Source organism: Pristimantibacillus sp. Z349TD_6 (assembly GCF_056173205.1).
In genome coordinates this window covers 766,533-785,302 of the sequence record NZ_CM149662.1, presented here as the reverse complement: position 1 = coordinate 785,302, position 18,770 = coordinate 766,533, and the positions used below count along the sequence as shown (strand labels likewise).

At 43.4% G+C, this 18,770-nt stretch carries 15 protein-coding genes; 5 read left to right on the top strand and 10 right to left on the bottom strand.

All coding sequences use genetic code 11. The features are described from left to right. Positions 1-9: 9 nt before the first annotated feature. Genes AC0VYE_RS03405 through AC0VYE_RS03395 form a run of 3 tightly spaced genes read right to left on the bottom strand, consistent with a single transcriptional unit; the run spans position 10 to position 3,489 of the window. The gene (locus tag AC0VYE_RS03405) at positions 10-1,602 is read right to left on the bottom strand and encodes an extracellular solute-binding protein (protein WP_441958882.1); all 1,593 of its coding nucleotides are present in this window, start codon (positions 1,600-1,602) and stop codon (positions 10-12) included. A 45-nt stretch (positions 1,603-1,647) separates the two neighbouring features. Next, positions 1,648-2,562 (bottom strand): carbohydrate ABC transporter permease, encoded by a 915-nt coding sequence (locus AC0VYE_RS03400; protein ID WP_076268714.1) that lies wholly within the window; start codon positions 2,560-2,562, stop codon positions 1,648-1,650. A gap of 18 nt (positions 2,563-2,580) precedes the next feature. Next, a complete protein-coding gene (locus tag AC0VYE_RS03395) occupies positions 2,581-3,489 on the bottom strand; it encodes an ABC transporter permease (protein ID WP_475449417.1) in 909 nt (302 codons plus the stop codon). A gap of 342 nt (positions 3,490-3,831) precedes the next feature. Here AC0VYE_RS03395 and AC0VYE_RS03390 point away from each other — a divergent pair, with 342 nt between their 5' ends. Beyond that, entirely contained in the window at positions 3,832-5,559 is a 1,728-nt protein-coding gene (locus AC0VYE_RS03390; protein ID WP_475446063.1) for a sensor histidine kinase, read from the top strand. Between the two features lie 15 nt (positions 5,560-5,574). Continuing rightward, positions 5,575-7,182, top strand: a complete 1,608-nt coding sequence (locus tag AC0VYE_RS03385) for a response regulator transcription factor (protein ID WP_475446061.1) — start codon at positions 5,575-5,577, stop codon at positions 7,180-7,182. Positions 7,183-7,312: 130 nt separating this feature from the next. Here AC0VYE_RS03385 and AC0VYE_RS03380 read toward each other — a convergent pair whose 3' ends face one another. Genes AC0VYE_RS03380 through AC0VYE_RS03365 form a run of 4 tightly spaced genes read right to left on the bottom strand, consistent with a single transcriptional unit; the run spans position 7,313 to position 10,989 of the window. Continuing rightward, entirely contained in the window at positions 7,313-7,675 is a 363-nt protein-coding gene (locus tag AC0VYE_RS03380; protein WP_475446059.1) for a response regulator, read from the bottom strand. Further along, positions 7,668-9,377 (bottom strand): response regulator, encoded by a 1,710-nt coding sequence (locus AC0VYE_RS03375; protein WP_475446057.1) that lies wholly within the window; start codon positions 9,375-9,377, stop codon positions 7,668-7,670. The genes AC0VYE_RS03380 and AC0VYE_RS03375 overlap by 8 nt, the downstream gene beginning before the upstream one ends. An 8-nt stretch (positions 9,378-9,385) precedes the next feature. Further along, positions 9,386-9,916, bottom strand: coding sequence for a heme NO-binding domain-containing protein (locus AC0VYE_RS03370; protein ID WP_475449415.1), 531 nt, complete (start codon positions 9,914-9,916; stop codon positions 9,386-9,388). Between the two features lie 5 nt (positions 9,917-9,921). Continuing rightward, a complete protein-coding gene (locus AC0VYE_RS03365) occupies positions 9,922-10,989 on the bottom strand; it encodes an HD-GYP domain-containing protein (RefSeq protein WP_475446055.1) in 1,068 nt (355 codons plus the stop codon). A gap of 196 nt (positions 10,990-11,185) precedes the next feature. Here AC0VYE_RS03365 and AC0VYE_RS03360 point away from each other — a divergent pair, with 196 nt between their 5' ends. Beyond that, a complete protein-coding gene (locus AC0VYE_RS03360; protein WP_475446053.1) occupies positions 11,186-12,769 on the top strand; it encodes a sensor histidine kinase in 1,584 nt (527 codons plus the stop codon). A gap of 147 nt (positions 12,770-12,916) precedes the next feature. Here the strand turns inward: AC0VYE_RS03360 and AC0VYE_RS03355 are convergent, their stop codons facing one another. The 3 genes from AC0VYE_RS03355 to AC0VYE_RS03345 all read right to left on the bottom strand — a co-directional run bounded on the left by AC0VYE_RS03355 (position 12,917) and on the right by AC0VYE_RS03345 (position 16,520). Then, entirely contained in the window at positions 12,917-13,897 is a 981-nt protein-coding gene (locus AC0VYE_RS03355; protein ID WP_475446051.1) for an ABC transporter substrate-binding protein, read from the bottom strand. Positions 13,898-14,022: 125 nt separating this feature from the next. Continuing rightward, positions 14,023-15,666: a helix-turn-helix domain-containing protein gene (locus AC0VYE_RS03350; protein ID WP_475446049.1), complete on the bottom strand. Its 1,644-nt coding sequence runs from the start codon at positions 15,664-15,666 to the stop codon at positions 14,023-14,025. A 146-nt stretch (positions 15,667-15,812) separates the two neighbouring features. Then, positions 15,813-16,520, bottom strand: coding sequence for an ABC transporter substrate-binding protein (locus tag AC0VYE_RS03345; protein ID WP_475446047.1), 708 nt, complete (start codon positions 16,518-16,520; stop codon positions 15,813-15,815). A gap of 603 nt (positions 16,521-17,123) precedes the next feature. On the opposite strand from AC0VYE_RS03345, the gene AC0VYE_RS03340 reads away from it, so the two are divergent. Beyond that, on the top strand, positions 17,124-17,714 hold the full coding sequence (locus tag AC0VYE_RS03340; protein WP_475449413.1) for an RNA polymerase sigma factor: 591 nt from the start codon (positions 17,124-17,126) through the stop codon (positions 17,712-17,714). Continuing rightward, positions 17,675-18,649: a hypothetical protein gene (locus tag AC0VYE_RS03335; protein WP_475446045.1), complete on the top strand. Its 975-nt coding sequence runs from the start codon at positions 17,675-17,677 to the stop codon at positions 18,647-18,649. The genes AC0VYE_RS03340 and AC0VYE_RS03335 overlap by 40 nt, the downstream gene beginning before the upstream one ends. Positions 18,650-18,770: the final 121 nt, after the last annotated feature.

Sequence of the window (18,770 nt, the reverse complement as noted above, 5' to 3'; positions counted from 1 at the left end):
TTACAACAGTTACTTAACACTTGTGTAGCGTTTGTAGGCATCACTGCGAATCTCAACCAATCGTTCAAGTCCCATGCCGTTCAGCTGTTTAATATACGCGTCCCACTCTTGATCGATGTTTCCTTTTATAATCCATTTTGCTCGATTCGTTTTGACGTAGCTGTCAATATCCGTAGTAAGCGTTGGAAGTTCTTTGAATTCTTCTACGTTGTACATAACATTCGGGAATGGCGTCGTTACATATTCACTTACGAGCTTATCGATTGCAAGCTTCAGCCCGTCGCCTGTCGTTTCATCCAAAATAATATTTTTCTCAAAGCTTGGGCTTACATATTTTGGACCAAAATCACGGACCGATTGATCCCAGTACCAAGCATCCGCGCTTGTGCCTTCTGGAGGATTCATCAGCGCATAGCTGCCATCGCCTTTTTTATCAATAACGGTACCGATTGCGCCCCAGAAATTTTGAATACTTGCTTCATTCGTGTAGAACTGATCTGCCCAGCGCGCAGCGACTTCCGGATTTTCACTGAATGTCGTAATCAGCATTTCATTGCGTCTTAAGCTTAATCCAACAGGATCGCCGGTTTGATAACGTTTGCCATCTGGACCTGCAATGGACGGAATAGCTGCATATTCATCCTTCCACTTTCCGAAGACAGCATCAGGTATCCATTGATTCGAGAAGCCAATCATAGCCGCATCTGGATTTTGCTGTTTAGCAGAAGACATGGTATTGTCCTGAGTGAACAGCTCCTGATCGATCAACCCTTCTGAATACAATTTATGCGTCCATTTCAGCGCTTCTTTATATTCGTTCGAAGTCGGATAGAAAACGGGCTCGCCGTCCTTAAGCATCATGCTGTTGCCGTTCAAATCTGTTATGCCAAATGGATTTAGAAAATCCATGCTAATATCTACCGAGCCGCTAAAAGGAATTTCATCCGCTTTCCCGTTTTGGTTCGGGTCCTTTTCTTTGAATGCTTTGAACACATTGTACAAATCTTCAATATTATTAGGAACTTCAAGACCGAGACGATCGAGCCACGCTTTATTGATTACAGGCTGCATCGTCGATAGAGGACGTGATGGCAGCCTAGCAGGCAAAGAGTAAATTTTGCCGTCTGGGAATGTGCTGATTTGCTTCAGCTCTGGCGTTTCGTCCATTGCCGCTTTCAAGTTCGGCATATATTTATCGATGTAATCATCGAGCGGGCGGAAGTAACTTAAGTTGTTGACGATATCGGAATCCGAGAAGGCATTGTCTCCAAAAATAATATCAGGAAGCTTGCCGCTCGCCAGCATGATCGATTTTTGCTCGCCCCAGTCATTGGAGGACATGACCTGCCAGTTTATTTTAACGTTCGTTGCTTTTTCAAGGTCCTGCAGCCATTTATTATTTTTGAATGTATCTCCCATATTGCCCCAGCGCACAGTCAACACATCCAGTGTGATTGGCGCCGTTACGATCGGCAGCCCTTCTGAGCTGAATTCAGAGCCTGCTTGGGCAGGTTCCTTCTCCGTTTTGCCAGAAGCGCAGCCTATAAGACTGATTAACATGCTTAAGCTTAGAACTAGTGCAATGAACAATTTTTTCTTCATTTGAAAGTTCCCCCTAGTACTTATTGTGAATGGCAAATGGCTAAATTACTTCACAGCGCCAATCATCACCCCCTGATTGAAATACTTTTGAACAAATGGGTACATACACATGATTGGAAGCGTCGAGACGATAATAACGGAATAGCGCATTAGGTTCGCTAAGCGCAGGGCAATAAGCGCCGCTTCGCCTGTTCCCATGCTTGACTGCATTTGGTTCGTAATTAATATGTTTCTAAGCACAAGCTGCAAAGGATACAAATCCTGATCCTTTAAATAAATGAGTGCATTAAAATAGGAGTTCCAGTAACCAACCGCCGTCCATAATGCCAAAACAGACAAAATGGCTTTTGACAGCGGCAGCACGATTTGCACATAATACTTCAGGTTGCCACAGCCATCAAGCTGCGCGGCTTCCCACAAATCGCCAGGTATGCTCGACTGGAAAAAGGTACGCGCCACAATGATATTAAACACGGCAACAGAGAAAGGCAGTACCATAACTAAAAAAGTGTCATACAAATGAAAATCGCGGATCGTCAAAAATGTAGGAATGAGACCGCCATTAAAAAACATCGTGAATATAAAAAATATATTGATGCTCTTGCGGCCTACAAGATCTTTTCTGGAAAGCGCATAGGCTGCCGAAACATTGATCGCCAAGCTAATGATCGTCCCTATTACGGTATACAGGAGCGTATTTCGGTAGCCGATCCATATGTTTGAATGATTCAATAATTCCTTATAACCATCGAGCGTAAAGCCTTTTGGCAGAACCCACATTTGACCGTTAGCGACGGCGGCGGGATCACTAAATGATGCGATGACGATAAAATAAATCGGATAAACGATTAGGATCAGCATCACAATCGCAAACAAATAGAGCAACCATTCCATGGCGTCGAAGGAACGCCTTTTTTGTTTATGCAAAGCCGGTTGTGCTGCGGTTTCCATTGTGCCCATCCGTATCCTTCCTTTCTGTTACCACAGGCTGTTTTCGCTGTATTTTTTGGCTGCCTGATTAACTAGAATTAGCAAAATAAAGCTAATGATCGTATTAAACAGGTTGATCGCTGAGGAGAAGCTGTACTGGCTGCTCAGCATCCCGATTTTATATACATAGGTAGCAATAACCTCGCTGGAGGAAATGTTCAAATTATTTTGCATCAAATAAACCTTTTCAAATCCGACACCTAACAGTCCGCCAATTCGAAGGATCAGCAATGTGATGGCCGTCGGGAGCAGCATCGGAATATCAATGAAACGAATTTTTTGCCAGCGGCTTGCCCCATCCACCTTCGCTGCTTCGTATAGGCTTGGATCAACAGCGGATAACGCCGCAATGAAGATAATGCTGTCCCATCCAGCGTGCTGCCAAACATCCGTCCATACATAAACGCTGCTAAACCATTCCGCTGAGCCCATCAAGTTAGGAGCTTCAGCCCCAAACAAACGAAAGATATTGCCCATTAGCCCAGTGCTCGGTGAGGATAAAATGAGGATCAGGCCCACCATAACGACGGTAGAAATAAAATGCGGCATATAGGTTACCGTCTGAAACACTTGCTTAAACCGGTTCACTCGCATTTGATTGATCATCAGCGCGAGCATAATCGGTATTGGAAAAGTAGCTATGCTATAGAAGCTAATAATCAACGTGTTTTTAATTGTGCTGGAAAATTGATAGGAGTTGAAAAACTTCTCAAAGTACTTGAACCCTGCCCAAGGACTGTCCATAATTCCGAGAGCGGGACTGTAATCTTTAAAAGCAATCAGCACCCCATACATCGGCTTATAAGAAAAAAGCAGAAGCAGCACAACTGCAGGCAGCAGCAAAACATACAAGCCCCAATTCTTTCTTATCCGGCCAATCGTTTGCTGCATATTCATGTTTAATTGGCTGGTCTTCAATGAAATTCCCCCATCCTTCATTCGTCTCCGTCCATGTTGTTTCGTCACACACTCTCTCGCCTCTTTATTATAGAGGCTGCTTTGAGAACAATTCGGACTATTCTAAATGGCTATTCGGACTTTTCATCCCTTTCATCTAATGGTTTGGCAGCAGAATGAGAGAAACTAAAAAAAGACTGACACTATCCAGACTTTCTTGCGTTTTTTTCGGACTTTCATGTGAAAACGGGCTAGACCCGCCTCTCATTCTACTGCGTTTGCATTATAATTGGTTTTACTAGCAGACAGAAAGCCCGAAAAGAGAGGAAGCTAATGAGACCTATGACAAAACGCAAACCCGGCAAATCCTATCCGATTAGGCACTACGTAAAAGTGATGCTCTTGATTTTAGTCTCTGTATTAGTACTGGATTGCATTATTAGCATCGTCGCTATTTCCATGGTCAAGCAGCAAACGACACGGTATTTGCAAAACACCGCGAATATGTACATTAATCAAATCAATCTTGATTTCTCCAATATTAATCAATACATGGGCTGGACGCTCGCAAACGATGAAAACGTAAAAAAGATGAAGCAATTTCGCTCCACCGATAACGAATTTATTAAAGCAAATACAGAGCTGTATAGGCGTTTCTCCGAGCTCCAAAAAAATTACGAGAAAAAGTATAATTTCTTCATCTATTTAGAAGATCAAAAATACTTTTTAAATTCCTCACCAACCAATGTGTTGTACCCCGATTATTTATCATTAAAAAAACAAATCGCAGCCTATGTACAAGATAAAAATTCGCTTGAAACCTATTATTCCAATTGGTCGCTTATCCAGCTGAATGCGAAATATTTTATCATTAATATTGTGCCGTTTCATGAAAGCTACCTGATTTGTCTCATTTCGGCTGATGAACTGATTGGTCCGCTTCAGCAAATGGATCTTGGCGGCAACGGGTTTGTATCCTTAATCGATCATAAAGGCAATGTCATCAATAATCTGTCGACGGATAAGGGCACTGAGGTCCGTAACAACGAACAAAAGAAAACGCTGCTAGGCATGATCCAGACCACAACAACCGTCAGTAAACCATTTGCAAACGCAACCTTTGGCGTGAAAATGTTCATCAAATTTGGCGCGTTTGAGAAAATTATGATTGCCCAGCTGCTCATTATGCTCCTTGCTGCAATTGTTGCCTGTGCCCTATGCGGCATCATGGTGTATTTCAATATTTTGATTTTAAGGCCGCTCAAAAACTTTTCATTCAGCTTGACGCAGTTTAATGAAGACAGCAAACCGCTCGATCTCAAGATGAACAAAATTGTTGAGCTGGAATATGCCAATAAACTGTTCAAAAACCTGCTGGAGCAAATTCGAATTTTCAAAATCGATATTTATGAGCATGAAATTGAAAAACAAAAGATTCAGCTCGATTATATGAAATTACAGATCAAGCCTCACTTTTTTTTGAACTGCTTAACCAACATTCACAGCATGGCTCAAATGCAAATGTTCGAGGAAATTCAAAGCATGGCCATTTCAACGTCCAACTATTTTCGTTATATTTTTCAAAATGGGGAAGATTTCGTGAAGCTGGACGATGAGATTGATCATGTTCGCATTTATTTGGAAATTCAAAAACATCGTTACAGAGATGCCTTCTCGTATCATATTCATCAAGGCCAAGATACGGGCAAGATGAGAATTCCGCCGCTTGTGCTTCAGACCTTCATCGAAAATTCAGTGAAATATGCGGTTTCGCGTGTACATGAGGTTCAAATTAGGCTGGATGTTGATGTGGAAAGGGAATCCGACGAAGAGGTTGCTGTTATTCGTATATCCGATACCGGTCCTGGTTTTGACCCAGATATATTGGAAAGGCTTGAAAGTGGACAGCCGCTTGATCAAGCAGACGGGAATCACATCGGCATCATGAACACAGTGCAACGTTTGGAGTACTTATATCACCGCAAGGCTAAAATTCATTTTTCCAATATTGATGCTGGAGGGGCTTGCGTAACGATATACCTCCCTCATCCTACGCAGGATACACCGTGAAAGGAGTAACAACGAATGAATGTACTGCTTGTAGATGACGACTATTTTGTTGTGACCGCACTAGAAAAAAAGGTGAATTGGCAAGCACTATCGATTGATCATGTCTATACTGCTTTTAATATCGCCCACGCACAGGAGCTGCTCAAGCAGCATCCGATCCACATTTTACTTTGCGACATCGAAATGCCGCAGGGCAGCGGGCTTGAGCTGCTCGCTTGGATTCGTGAAGAGAAATACAATATTCAGACCATATTTCTGACCAATTATGCTGATTTCAACTACGCGCAAAAAGCGATTGAGCTGCAAAGCTTTGATTATTTTCTAAAACCAATTGAATTCGACAAGCTGACGCTAATTATTCAGAAAGCCATCTTCAAAGCCAACGAACAGCAGGGTGTTGCCAAGGCAGTTCAAGAAGGCTACTACTGGCAAAAAAATCAGAAAAACGTACAAGAGCATTTCTGGCGCAAGCTTGTGACGGGGAAAACAACCTATTCTACCCCCTCCAACATTTCCTATTTGATTGCAGAGCAGAATCTCCCTTACGCCTTAACAGACTTAGTACTGCCCGTCCTTATTCATGTATTTCCTCATGAGGAAAGCCTAGAAAAAAAAGACAAGGACCTATTTGATTTTGCGCTTATGAATGTGCTGCATGAGCTGTTCCAGAATACACGGTTTACAGTCGAATCGATATTGGAGTTCAAGGAGTCCAATTGGATGGCGATACTGAAATGGAAGGACATTCCCGACAGCGGAATCATTGAAAGCATTTGCGCTACCTTCATTCAAAGAGCAAGTACTTTTCTCAAATGTGATGCAAGCTGCAATATAGCAAGCACCGGAAAACTGGAGGCCATCCATCACGTCATGAAGGAACTGCTTAGCATGAATGAGAAGATCATTAAATATCGAAATCAAACCTTTTTGCTGGAGCATTTCAATCAGCAAGAAACTTCTTATATACCGCCTAACTTGACGCTTATGGAGCAGCTCCTGGAGCAAAATAACCCAAGCTCCTTCCTTGCGGAAACGAGCTCATATTTGCACAATATCACCCAAAAGCAAATGCTGAATGCTTCTGTGCTGAGTTTGTTTCGGCTGGATATCGTTCAGCTTGTTTATGCGTATCTCAAGAGCAAAGAAATTCAAGCACATAAAATGTATACGGGAAGAACCAACGACCAAATGTTTATGCAATCGTTGAACTCCATTGAGGATATGGAGAACTATCTTCAATATCTGGTGAATACGGCGACAGAGTACCGAAATTTCACGGAGCAGCCCAAGTCCGTCGTAGAAGAAATCAAGCAGCATATTCACAGCCATTGCGGAGATGAGCTGTCCAGAACGAGCCTGGCCGAAACCGTCTATCTTAATCCTGATTATTTGGCTCGATTGTTTAAGAAAGAAACAGGTATTTCATTAGGGAATTATATCATTCAAGTGCGCATCAAGGCCGCCAAGCATTTGCTCGAAACCACACATTTATCTGTCAATACAATCGCCAGCAAAACCGGGTATACGAACTACTCTTATTTTACCAAGCTGTTCAAGCAGGAGATCGGCTGTACGCCTAATGAGTTTAGGAAAATGCAAAATGAAAATAGATCTACAAAATAGAAAAAAATAAATCTAAAATATAGATCTATTTTCGCCAAAGGAGTTTTACTCGCAAAAATAGATCTAGATAATAGATTTATTAGCGCAAACTATCCAACAAGAGCTTTATATCATTAAAGTGGCTTTATACTCATGTTAAGAAAACCTGAATTTTCTCAAGCAGTCTATTCCATTCGATAGGCTTAGTATCAAAATCATCGCATCCCGCTTCAAAGGCTTTCTCTCGATCACTTGCCATCGCATGGGCGGTCAAGGCGATAATCGGAATATGATTGGTCCCCTCAGCTGCCTTCAGTTCCCTTGTAGCGTCCCAGCCGTCAATGACGGGCAAGCTCATATCCATCAAGATGAGATTAGGCGACTCCGACTTTGCCATCTCTATCCCTTGCAGGCCATCGGATGCCATGACCACTTGATAACCTTTGCGGATCAAGCGGCGCGACAGCATATCCCGGTTCATCTCGTTGTCTTCAACCAACAAAATTTTATACATGTTCTCCCCCCTCTGCGAGCGAGAGCGCAATCAAATGGCGTACCTCATGCAAGAGAGCCTTGCGATCCAGATGCCCCTTTTGCACAATGTTCTCTACGCAGCCATTAAGCCTCCGTCGATCTTCTTCCGTTATGCTCTTTGCTGTCACAACGACAACCGGGATTGATCGCCATTCCTCGTGCTCACGCATCGCCGCAACAAACTCAAATCCATCCATTTCCGGCATCATAAGATCTAATAAAATTAAATGAGGCGCTTCCTCTTGCATGCGCTGCAGTGCGTGATGCCCATTGCCGGCCCTTGTCACGCGGTAGCCTTCCCGCTTCAGCAGCTTTGTCATCATGTCACTTGTCACCGCATCGTCTTCGATGACCAGCACAGAATGCGACTGGCGCTCAGGTATATACTTATCTAATGTAGAGATCAATCGCTCCCGATAAATCGGCTTGGTTAGAAACTCTGACGCGCCAAGCGCATAAGCCAAATGCTGCTCGTCCATCATGGAAATCATTACAACAGGAATATGCGCAAGCTCAGAATCATTCTTGAGTGCTGCCAGTACGTTCCAACCGTCCATTCCGGGCATGAGCACATCAAGCGCAATGACAGCTGGCTTCAACGTCTTCGCTAAGCGGACACCCTCTTGCCCTGATGGGGCGAGCTGTACGTTCCACTCCTCATTCCCCAAATAATACTGCATTAGCCGAAGCATAGCTGGATCATCGTCGATGACGAGAATCGTTCTAGCCCCTTCCATGGGGAAGCTTTCATCACTATGTATTAAAGCGCTTAGTTGTTCAGAATCTGCGTTCTCCAGCAGAGGAAGCCAGATCGTGAATGTAGTACCCTCGCCTACTATGCTGCTCGCGCTAATGTTGCCTCCCATCATATAGCATAGGCTTTGGCTAATAGCGAGCCCCAAGCCGGTACCGCCATATTTTTTCGTTGTCGACGAGTCCGCTTGTTTAAACGCTTGGAAAATTTGATCCATCTGCTCCGCAGTCATCCCGATTCCTGTATCTTGTACCCGGAATACAATGCCAGGCAGTCCCGCCTCACTCTCAAATTCCACTTGCAGCGTTACTGTTCCATCCTTTGTAAACTTGCTTGCGTTGCTGAGCAAATTAAATAGAATTTGACGGAGCTTTGTTATGTCGGTTTTGATCGAGCCTTCCGTGCATTCTACCTTGATCTGGTTCTTATTCACTTCCATTAGCGGATGTACGGTCGTTACAATGTCATGAATAATGCTCGGAATATCACATTGCTCCAAGTACAATTCCATTTTGCCTGCTTCGATTTTGGACAAGTCGAGTATATCGTTTATGAGTGTGAGCAAATGCCTGCCGGCATTATTAATCTTGTTAAGGTCTTCGGCAAAAGCAGGTTCGCCCATCTCTTCCATGTCTTCCTTCAGCATTTCGCTATAACCGATAATTGCGTTCAGAGGAGTCCGCAATTCATGGCTCATGCTCGCAAGAAATTGGCTTTTGATCTGACTGGCTTCCACTGCTTCATCGCGAGCTTTGGACAGCTCAAGCGTCCGTTCTTTTACAAGCTCCTCCAGCTGATCATTTAATTGCCTCAGCTCTTGGTTAACATAATAGATCTCACGAGTTTTTTCCTCGGCAATCTTCTCGGCTGCTTGGCGAGCCTTCTTCTCCCGCTCAAGCTGCCTGCGGACTACATCAATATCATTCATGGCATGGTTCACCCCACTTGGGTTAATTCAAAACGGGCAGACGTTCCATCTGCCAAATCAATTCTTTTCACATCTATTGCTTCTCCATAGTGCGCCACGCAGCCTAAAATAAGTCCTTCAGCCAAATCAGCGAACGGCCGTGAGGAGTTGTACGTCATAATCAAAGTACCTGGTATAGAAGTGTCATATTGAAACGCTGGAAGCTCCGCTCCAGGATAAAGCTTGCGTACTTCTACATGGATATAGCTGTCGACCTTTTGCAAAAACTCAAAAACGGTGCTATTCTCCACCATAAAGTCAGGATGCATATCTAACAGCTGGCCAAATAAATATTCGCCAAATGTTCGAATGAGGTCCGGCACAGAGATCTGGGTTCGAGCGTTAAGTTCCACGATCAATTTAATCATCTCATGGTGGTCATATGTGCCAACCGTTGTATAGCTTCCTCCTGAAGGCAGCTCCGCGGCTTCAATAATTTCATCTACCAGCTTTAGGGAAAACTTGTTTTCTACCATTTCCAAAAAAGATGTGAACACCATTCCTTTCACAACTGAACACCCTCTCGTTCTCTCTCATCTTCACTGCTGCTTTCTATTACGCGCAAAAAGGCCTCTACGACCTTAGGATCAAAATGGACTCCGCTCTGAAGCTTAATTTCAGCAATGGCTTCCTCTTGTGTCCATGCCCGTTTGTACGGCCGCTCATGCGTCAGGGCATCGTAGAAATCAGCGATCGCTACGATTCTACCGGCAAGTGGAATATCTTCTCCGCTAAGTCCATTCGGATAACCTGTCCCATTCCATTTCTCATGATGTGACAGCGCGATGCTTTTGGCTAATTGCAGAACCGGGAACTGGCTTCCCTCCAAAATGCTGGCGCCAATTTCCGTATGCAGCTTCATCTTTTCGAATTCCTCCGGCAAGAATCTTCCCGGCTTCAGCAGAATGCTGTCTGAGATTCCGATTTTTCCGATATCATGCAAAGGTGCTGCCCGTCTAATAAGAGCTGCTTCCTCTGCCGACAACCCTAAATCAGTTGCAAGTCTTCCAGCCATATCACCCACTCGCTGCGTATGCTGCCCAGTCTCATCATCACGATATTCCGCTGTACGCCCCAGTACGTTCAAAATTTCATTTTTGGCCTGTTCGATTTCTTTCGTGCGTTCGCGAACCCGCTGCTCCAAATTGTAGTTTTGCTCTTGAAGCTTCAGATGGTAATATCTTGTCTTCAAAAAGTTTTGAATGCGCAGGACAACTTCCATCCGATCAAAAGGTTTTGTAATAAAATCGTTGGCGCCTTCATGCAGCACCCGCGTTCTAGCCTCAGGTGTCACATCCGCTGTTAGGACAAGAACCGGCAAATATTCGCCTTCTTGCTTCCATTTCCTTAAATGCTGCAGCGCCGATAATCCATCCATAACAGGCATATGTAAATCTAACAAAATAATATCGGGCTGATTGGCCCGGTATAGCGTCTCTAGCTGCGTTGCATCTGTGGTCGTGAACAAATTCGTATAACCCGCTCGTGACAATATACGCTCTAGGAGACTGATATTATATTCCTGATCATCTACAATCAGAAACTTTGCGGATTTCATCCATAGCTCATCCATAATTTATCCTCATTTGTTCTTTTGGTTATTAGATAATCTTTCCATACTTGCTATCATTATAGATCATCATTCGACATTAATCGAGAGAGTTCTTGCTAGGCTTTTTATTTCGAAAACAGGATAAGGAAGGGAATTTCTCATATTTTGTCGAAATGTAACCATTGCCATAATGAACCGAGTAGGAGTTGGTTAGCAAATGAATCATGCTCATGGAACATACGATATCGTATTGGTCATCTTTTCATATCTTGTAGCGGTCGTTGCCTCTTATACGGTGCTTGATTTGGTCGGACGAATAAGTACTACGCATAATAGAAAACGATGGTTATGGCTCCTATTTGGCGCTTGCGCTATGGGTATGGGCATTTGGTCGATGCATTTTGTTGGAATGCTCGCCTTTTCGCTGCCCGTTCCCATTGCATATCATATGCCAACCGTTGTTCTCTCGGTTATTGTAGCTATAGTAGCGTCTTTTTTGGCCCTTCATATCGTCGGTAGAAACCAGCTTTCGCTGCCTCAATTGCTGAGCGGGGGGATATTGCTGGCAAGCGGTATAGTAACGATGCATTACATCGGCATGGAAGCTATGATGATTGAGATCACCTACGATCCTATTTATTTCTCGTTATCTATTATTATTGCTGTTGTGGCCTCAGTTGCAGCCTTGTGGCTTTCATTTTATTTTCGTAAAAGCAATGAGAACAAGCGCGGACATATGTGGAAGAAGCTCGGTAGTGGATTGTTAATGGGAGCTGCAGTCGTTGGCATGCATTATATCGGCATGATGGCTGCGCATTTTGATATAGACAATATTCATTTGCACAGTGCTGAATCTGGGATGATTCTGAATCAACAGTGGCTCGCTTATATTATTTCCGGAGGAACGCTATTTACATTAGGCATGTCGCTAATCGGTATCTATATTTCCAATAAGTTCTCTGTTAAAGACTCTGAAATACAAGATAAGTCGGATGAGATTCTAAAAATAAACCATGAATTGCGGCAGCTCAACGAACACTTGGAGCAGATGGTTAAGGAGCGGACAGCGCAGCTGGAGAAGGCCCATGATGAAGCGATTAAAGCCAATCGGATCAAGAGCCAATTTCTTGCCAATATGAGCCATGAGCTTCGGACACCGCTGAACGCCATCATTGGCTATAGTGAGATGCTGATCGAGGAGGCAGAGGAGCTCGGTGAGCAGACGTTTGTAGAGGATTTAGGCAAAATCGGCAAAAGCGGAAGACATCTGCTCTCCCTTATTAACGATATTTTGGACATTTCAAAAATTGAAGAAGGCAAGATGGAAATCCATGAAGAGATGTTTCAGGTTCATGATTTAATCCAAGATGTCATTACAACCATAAAACCGCTTATTGAAAGTAATGGCAACCAGCTGCAGACTCACTATATACGAGGTGAAATGATGGCTGATGTTACAAAGCTGCGCCAAATTCTATTAAATTTGCTTAGCAATGCTAGTAAATTCACCCATAATGGAGCTATTCAGTTTAATGTCTATGCTGAAGATAAGGAAGGAAAACCAGGCTTTAGCTTTCTTATCAAAGATTCCGGCATCGGCATGAGCCCTGAGCAGCTGGACAAATTATTTCAGCCGTTCACCCAAGCCGATGCTTCCACCACTCGCAAATACGGCGGTACTGGACTTGGGCTTGCCATAAGCAGCCGATTCTGTTCCGTAATGGGCGGACATATTTCGGTTGAGAGCGAGCCTGGGGTGGGAAGCATCTTCATTTGCTGGATTCCAATCACGCGAGCCTAGAATTCGTGAAAGCTCTAATAACGGCTTTAAGTAAAATTCAAATAAAAAAGAAGCGCCGTGTTCTCTTTATGAGACTTTTCCGGCGCTTCTTTTTGAATACTTTTCTTGAAATATTGCATGTAACTATAAAGATAGACTGTCTATTCTTTATTTCTCATTACTTTTGAATGCTTTAAGAACAGCGTCTATTGCATAGCTGTTAGCAAGCGGAGACATGCCTAGGCTAAACCATTCTTTGCCGCCCATCACGTATACCTGATTGTTCTTTACTGCCTTCATGTTTTTCCATAATGCGCTGTTCAACATATCTTTGTACGATTGTTGGATGACTTCATTATTCTCGTCGTCCAGCTGTACGATAAGATGGTCAGGATTGTATTCTGGCAATTTCTCAAGCGATATAGAGAGAGATTGCTCCGTCTGAGGAAAATTCGCAATCGGCTTAAGCCCCAGCGTCTTGTGAATAAAGCTTCCGCGATCAATATTTTCACCATACAAGACAACTGATTTTGGCATAATCATCATGTACATAACGGTTTCGTCACCAACAAGAGTATCAAGCTTTGCTTTGGCTACCGCTTCCTGATCAACTAAGTCTTGAATGACTTTATCCGCGACATCCTCCTTGTTCAGTACTTTTCCAATATCCTTCAGTTCATCACGCCAGTCATCACGCTGCGGCAGCAACACCGTTGGTGCAATCTTGGTTAGCTGATCATAGTCTTTATCCGACCACCATGCTGGTGCGATAATAAGATCAGGCTCGGCTGCTAATATCATCTCAAAATCTGATGTTTCGGCAATGCCCATTTTTTGCACATCTTTAAAGGCTTCTTCCAGGTATGAAGGGAAATCGGCATGATAATTTTGCACCGCGATCGGAGTAACCCCTAATGCTTGTAGAAATTCCGGATAAACAACAGAAAGCCCAATGACCTTGCTCGGATTTGACGGAATCGTAATTTCGCCCTTCTCACTTGCTACGACACGAACATTATTCGATGGTGTTTCTGTTTCTGAATTTTTCACCGTTCCTTTAGTTGACTCATTATTCCCTGAACAAGCGACCATAAGTACCATCAACACCACGGCCAAAACGATGAAAGAACCTATTTTTGAATATTTCATTTTTTTCTATACTCCCCCTGAGCGCTCGATGTTCATTGATTCTCATTTGAAAATGAGAATCACTATCACTTCTAGCAGTATAAATGAAATACGTCTATACGCCTATCGACGATCTCGCCAACATTTTATGCACGATTACGCCAAAGCTTTAACACTTCGTCCAAGATTAGCTCCTGCGTGAACGCCGTGTATTCTGTCCAAGGGTAGGGTGGAAGATAATCGATACGATTATTTCTAATTGGCCTCATTTTCCCCCAAAACGCTGATTGCTTGAGGTCCTGCCAGGCTGCCTGCGACTGAGCATCTTCATCCACGATAAGCAGCAATCTGTCCGCATCTGTCTGCGCAAGCTCCTCTTGTGTCAAGTGTTGATCATTAATATCCCTATTTACCTCCCTTGCAGGCAGCATATGAAGATCATCATAAAACACCTCGCCAAGACTCCGATTTGCCAGTACGCTAATATTTTTTTGGGAAATTCTCACAATAAGCAGACGCTCATTATACAATATGTTTTTGGTTTGCTCCCGAACTGCTGCCGCCTTCCTTTCATACCGATCCAGCCACACCTCTGCTTCTGCAGTTTTACCTAGCTTTTCTGCGATTAATCGCATATGCATGCGCCAATCGTGTTCCCACGGCAAGAAATAAGTTGATGTTATCCCATTAAGCGTCTTCTGCATATCCAAGCTCGTGAAACTCTCTAGCCCAACGATAAAGTCAGGGCTCATGCTTCTGATCTGTTCTATTTTCACAATATCATCTTTCGCAAGGGACAACACCGAACTTGTATCATATTTCCTTCGGTAATATTCGACCCAAGGATGATCCTCGGGAGCCGCATGAGGAGTAATGTTAAGCGCGAGAAGAATGCCAATCATATCTGCGTGGAACGCCACGATCTTTTGCCTCGCATTTCTCATAAACGCCGCTGGGGGAGTACCTGTTATTTGCTTAAATTTGCGGCGGAAATAAACCTCATCCTGATAACCTACATAACTGGATATATCCTTGAGCTGATAATCATGGTGAGGCCTCATCAATTCTTGAGCTTGTCCAATTCGATATCTAGACAAATATTCGATAGCGCTGCAGCCATATCTTTGCTTAAACAGTCTAATAAAATGCCGAGAGCTGACTCCAGCTTCCTTCGCTAACTGCTCGATGGTAAGGTCCTCCCGATAATGCTGCTCGATGTACGTTTTAGCACGTTCCAAATCCGCTTCAGAGTTATTGTCCAGTAAGCGCCGGCCATCTCTCAACAGACTATATACCAGTTCATAAAATTCGATTTGCCCGCGCAGCCGCTGTATATCATTATCGCTTCGCATAGACTTCGCCATCGCTTCGCAGAGTGCACTTATGACGATCATCGAGGATATAACAACTTCTCCAGTGATCGGAAACCTCATATTTCGGCCAAGTGGATAGTTATGTTCTTGTTTTGCGGGCAATTGAGGCTGCTCAAATACATCGAAGCGCACAATGTATAGCCCTCGCTCTCCTAAATCCTTCATTGATGCCTCAACGAGCTGGCCAGGCGTGCATACATAGGCACTGCCTGCCCGAAGTTCGTAATATCGACCATCTACAGTAATCCATCCCTTGCCTGATGCTGCGATGAGCAGCATATGCGACTCGATGAATTGCATTCGAAGAGACCAATTGCTAGTCAGACTATTGTTTTTTTCGACTGCTCTAAGCTTGAACCATATGCCCTCTAGCTGCTTATAATCACTCTTTTGCTGGTCATCGTACATACCGCTCATCACCTGCATCTCGTATTTATTTGCTCTCTATAGTATTGCGGAATAAATAAAGAACGCAACCCTTCTGGAAACACCAGATGCTGCGTTCATTTAATTTACAGATATTAAAGGAAGAGCAATAGCTCTCTAGCTTTCCTTCGCTGCTTCTACTTATCCTGTGTCAATAATTGAACAGCTTCCTTTATTTGAACTTCAATATCATGAGGCGTGTAGCCTAACCAAGTGTCCATGCTAATATCGTAAATATGTTTATCTTTAACGGCCGTGAGATTTTTCCACAACGAGCTTCGCTTAATTTCGTCCAAACGCTTAGTTGTATCCTCTCCCTCAAGCAAAGTCAGAAACACATAGTCAGCATCGTAATCCGGAAGCACCTCCAATGAGATCGGAACTGCCCACAAATTCGGATCCTTCTCTATTTCCTTCTGAACGAGAGCAGGCGGAGTAAGTCCAAGCGCTTTATAAAGCGTAAAGCCCATATTGCGAACGCCGTAAACGTAAAATTGTTTCGGGTCCACTCTATAAATAGCAAAAGTTTTGCCCTCGCCAATTTTACCGATAATTTCATCTTTTGCTGTTTTCATTTTCTCATCGAAATCCGTTTTCCATGCTGCTGCTTCCTGCTTACGATTCAGAATATCTCCTATAACCTCAACGTGGCCGAACACATCGTAATCCATCCATGGAACAACAACCGTTGGAGCTATTTTAGTAAGCTTGTCATAAACCTCCTTCTCAATGTCACCAGCAATAATCAAGTCAGGCTGCAATGATACGATTTTCTCGTAGTTTATTTGATCTGCGCTTCCATCGTCTTCAATACCTTTAAAGTCCGCATCCGTTGTTTCAAGCAAATGGCTTGAAGCTCCGATTGGTTTAAGTCCTACTTTAAGCATATGGCTGGCATATTGGAGTGTAACGACTTTCTCCGGGTTGACCGGGACCTTCGTTTCTCCAAAGAAATGATTATAAACCCGCGTTTCGGTCGTACTTTCATTAGATGCCTTCTCATTCTGTGAAGCCGCGTCGTTCTGCTCAAGGTTTGACGTTGCTTATGGATTCGTTTCTGCCTTCCCGCATGCCGCTAATGCTAATACAAATAAAAGCATACTCATGCATATGAATACGTTTTTCTTCAAGATGATATCCCCCAGTAATGTTTATCTATATTTTTGAACGCAGCTAAGCTTACTTTTCCCCAGTAATACTGGTCTAAAAGTTCTCATCCGCCCCTTTTATTGATAAAGATTATCATTATTAATTAGAAGCGTCAATGAAATATATTGGGTATATTTCCGCGCTGTTTTATAACCCTATTAACATTTGGGACTCCCTTCCTTTTATGTATACACATAGCCATCTGTACGATATATTGTGGAGAATATTAAATGTCCCGATTGACTGTTATCAAGTGTTATATAGATTAGAAAGCACCATTCGCGAAGGGAGGAGATTTCATCGAAGACCAGACCATTGAGCAGTTCATCGTACGGGTGCAAAAAGGCGATTCGAGTTACTATGTCGTGGTCGTTCAAAAGTATCAGCAGGCTATCTACCGCTACTGCTTGCGGTTACTTGGGAATCAGCAGGATGCTGAAGATGCAGCCCAAGATATTTTCATAAAAGCGTTCGAGTCTATTATGCAATATAAGAACACGGTCAGCTTCTCTTCATGGTTGTACAAAATTGCCTATCGTCATTGTTTAAACCTATTGCGTAAGCGTAAATACCAGCTTCGTCTGCTGCTTCGATTGTTTACTCCAGAAGTGAAAGCAGAAAGTCCAGAACAAACGTTGGACAACCGATTATTCAGCCCGCAATTAATGTATGCACTGACTGCGTTATCTCCAGAGGATCGATCTATGCTCATTCTTCGCATTTTTGAAGAACGAACTTTCGAGGAACTGGGTGAGATTATGGGATGCAAACCGGAGGCTGCCAAAAAAAGAGTAAGCAGAATGAAAGAAAAAGTTAGAAAAAAAATGGCGGAATGGCAGGAGGAGCTAAAATGGGACGAGAACAATCAGACGATCCATATAAAAACTTAAGGCAGCATTCCATATCCAATCAACAGATCAATACTATTAATTTATCAGATGCTGTAATGAACCATATTTCTGCTTCGCCATCAGGCATACAAGTCCGAAGCTACAACCCAACAAAGCGATTTCCGATCTACGCCGCGATTCTATTCATTGTGCTTCTAACATCTGCATCCGTATATGCTGCAAGTGAGCTGATTCAAATTCGCGATCGTGCGGGAGATATCAAAATTAAATCCATTGTGCTAGAGTCAGAATCGAAAATTGTACCTTATACGCTTCAAAATGACCCTCCGCTTCCAACTTATAGAGATCTCGTACTGGAATTGGTTAAGCCCGGACAAATGCTCGCCTATTATGTTAGGAATGATAGTTCGCCTCTAGCTATACAGTACCTCCACAACACAAATACGAACACTTCTTACAACGATTTCAAGGAGCTTCTCGATCGTACTTCCGCTCCTGTCATTAAGGAGCCAGTTTACTTGCCAGATGGCTTCACGTTCAAGTACGGCAGCGTTATGCCGCTCACTCCCAATGAACATGACGCTTCCCTAGCTGAAGAATACGCTAGATTGCTCGCGTTGTTCAAACAAAGGGCTGCGGCGGAGCCGGATCAGGATTTATTCGTCGAAGAGGTCAACTGGACAAAAGCAAATATATCGGAGCTCGAATACACGAAAAACAACATGAGCATTCGAATCCAAGCCATGAAAGACATGATTGGCATGGAGGTTGCTCTCTCCGCTGAATATACACAAGAAACAGTCGCTATAAACGGCATAGAAACTATTTTTGCAAGCGGCAGTATACACGGCTTTCAAAGCTATCAAGCGATATGGTATGACGAAGTGCAAAAAACACATTATCAGGTGACAGCATCAGGCAATGTAGACCTGACAGAAGAGCAATTTAAGCTCGTCGTGAAAGGCTTGATCTAGGGCTAGAGACAGGGTTAGATAAAGCAAGTGTAATAGCCGTTCTCTTTCCAGTTTTCACTGGGAGGCGAGCGGTTTTTTTTCTATTCATTCCACTGAATCGTATGTTTAGATCTTGTATAGA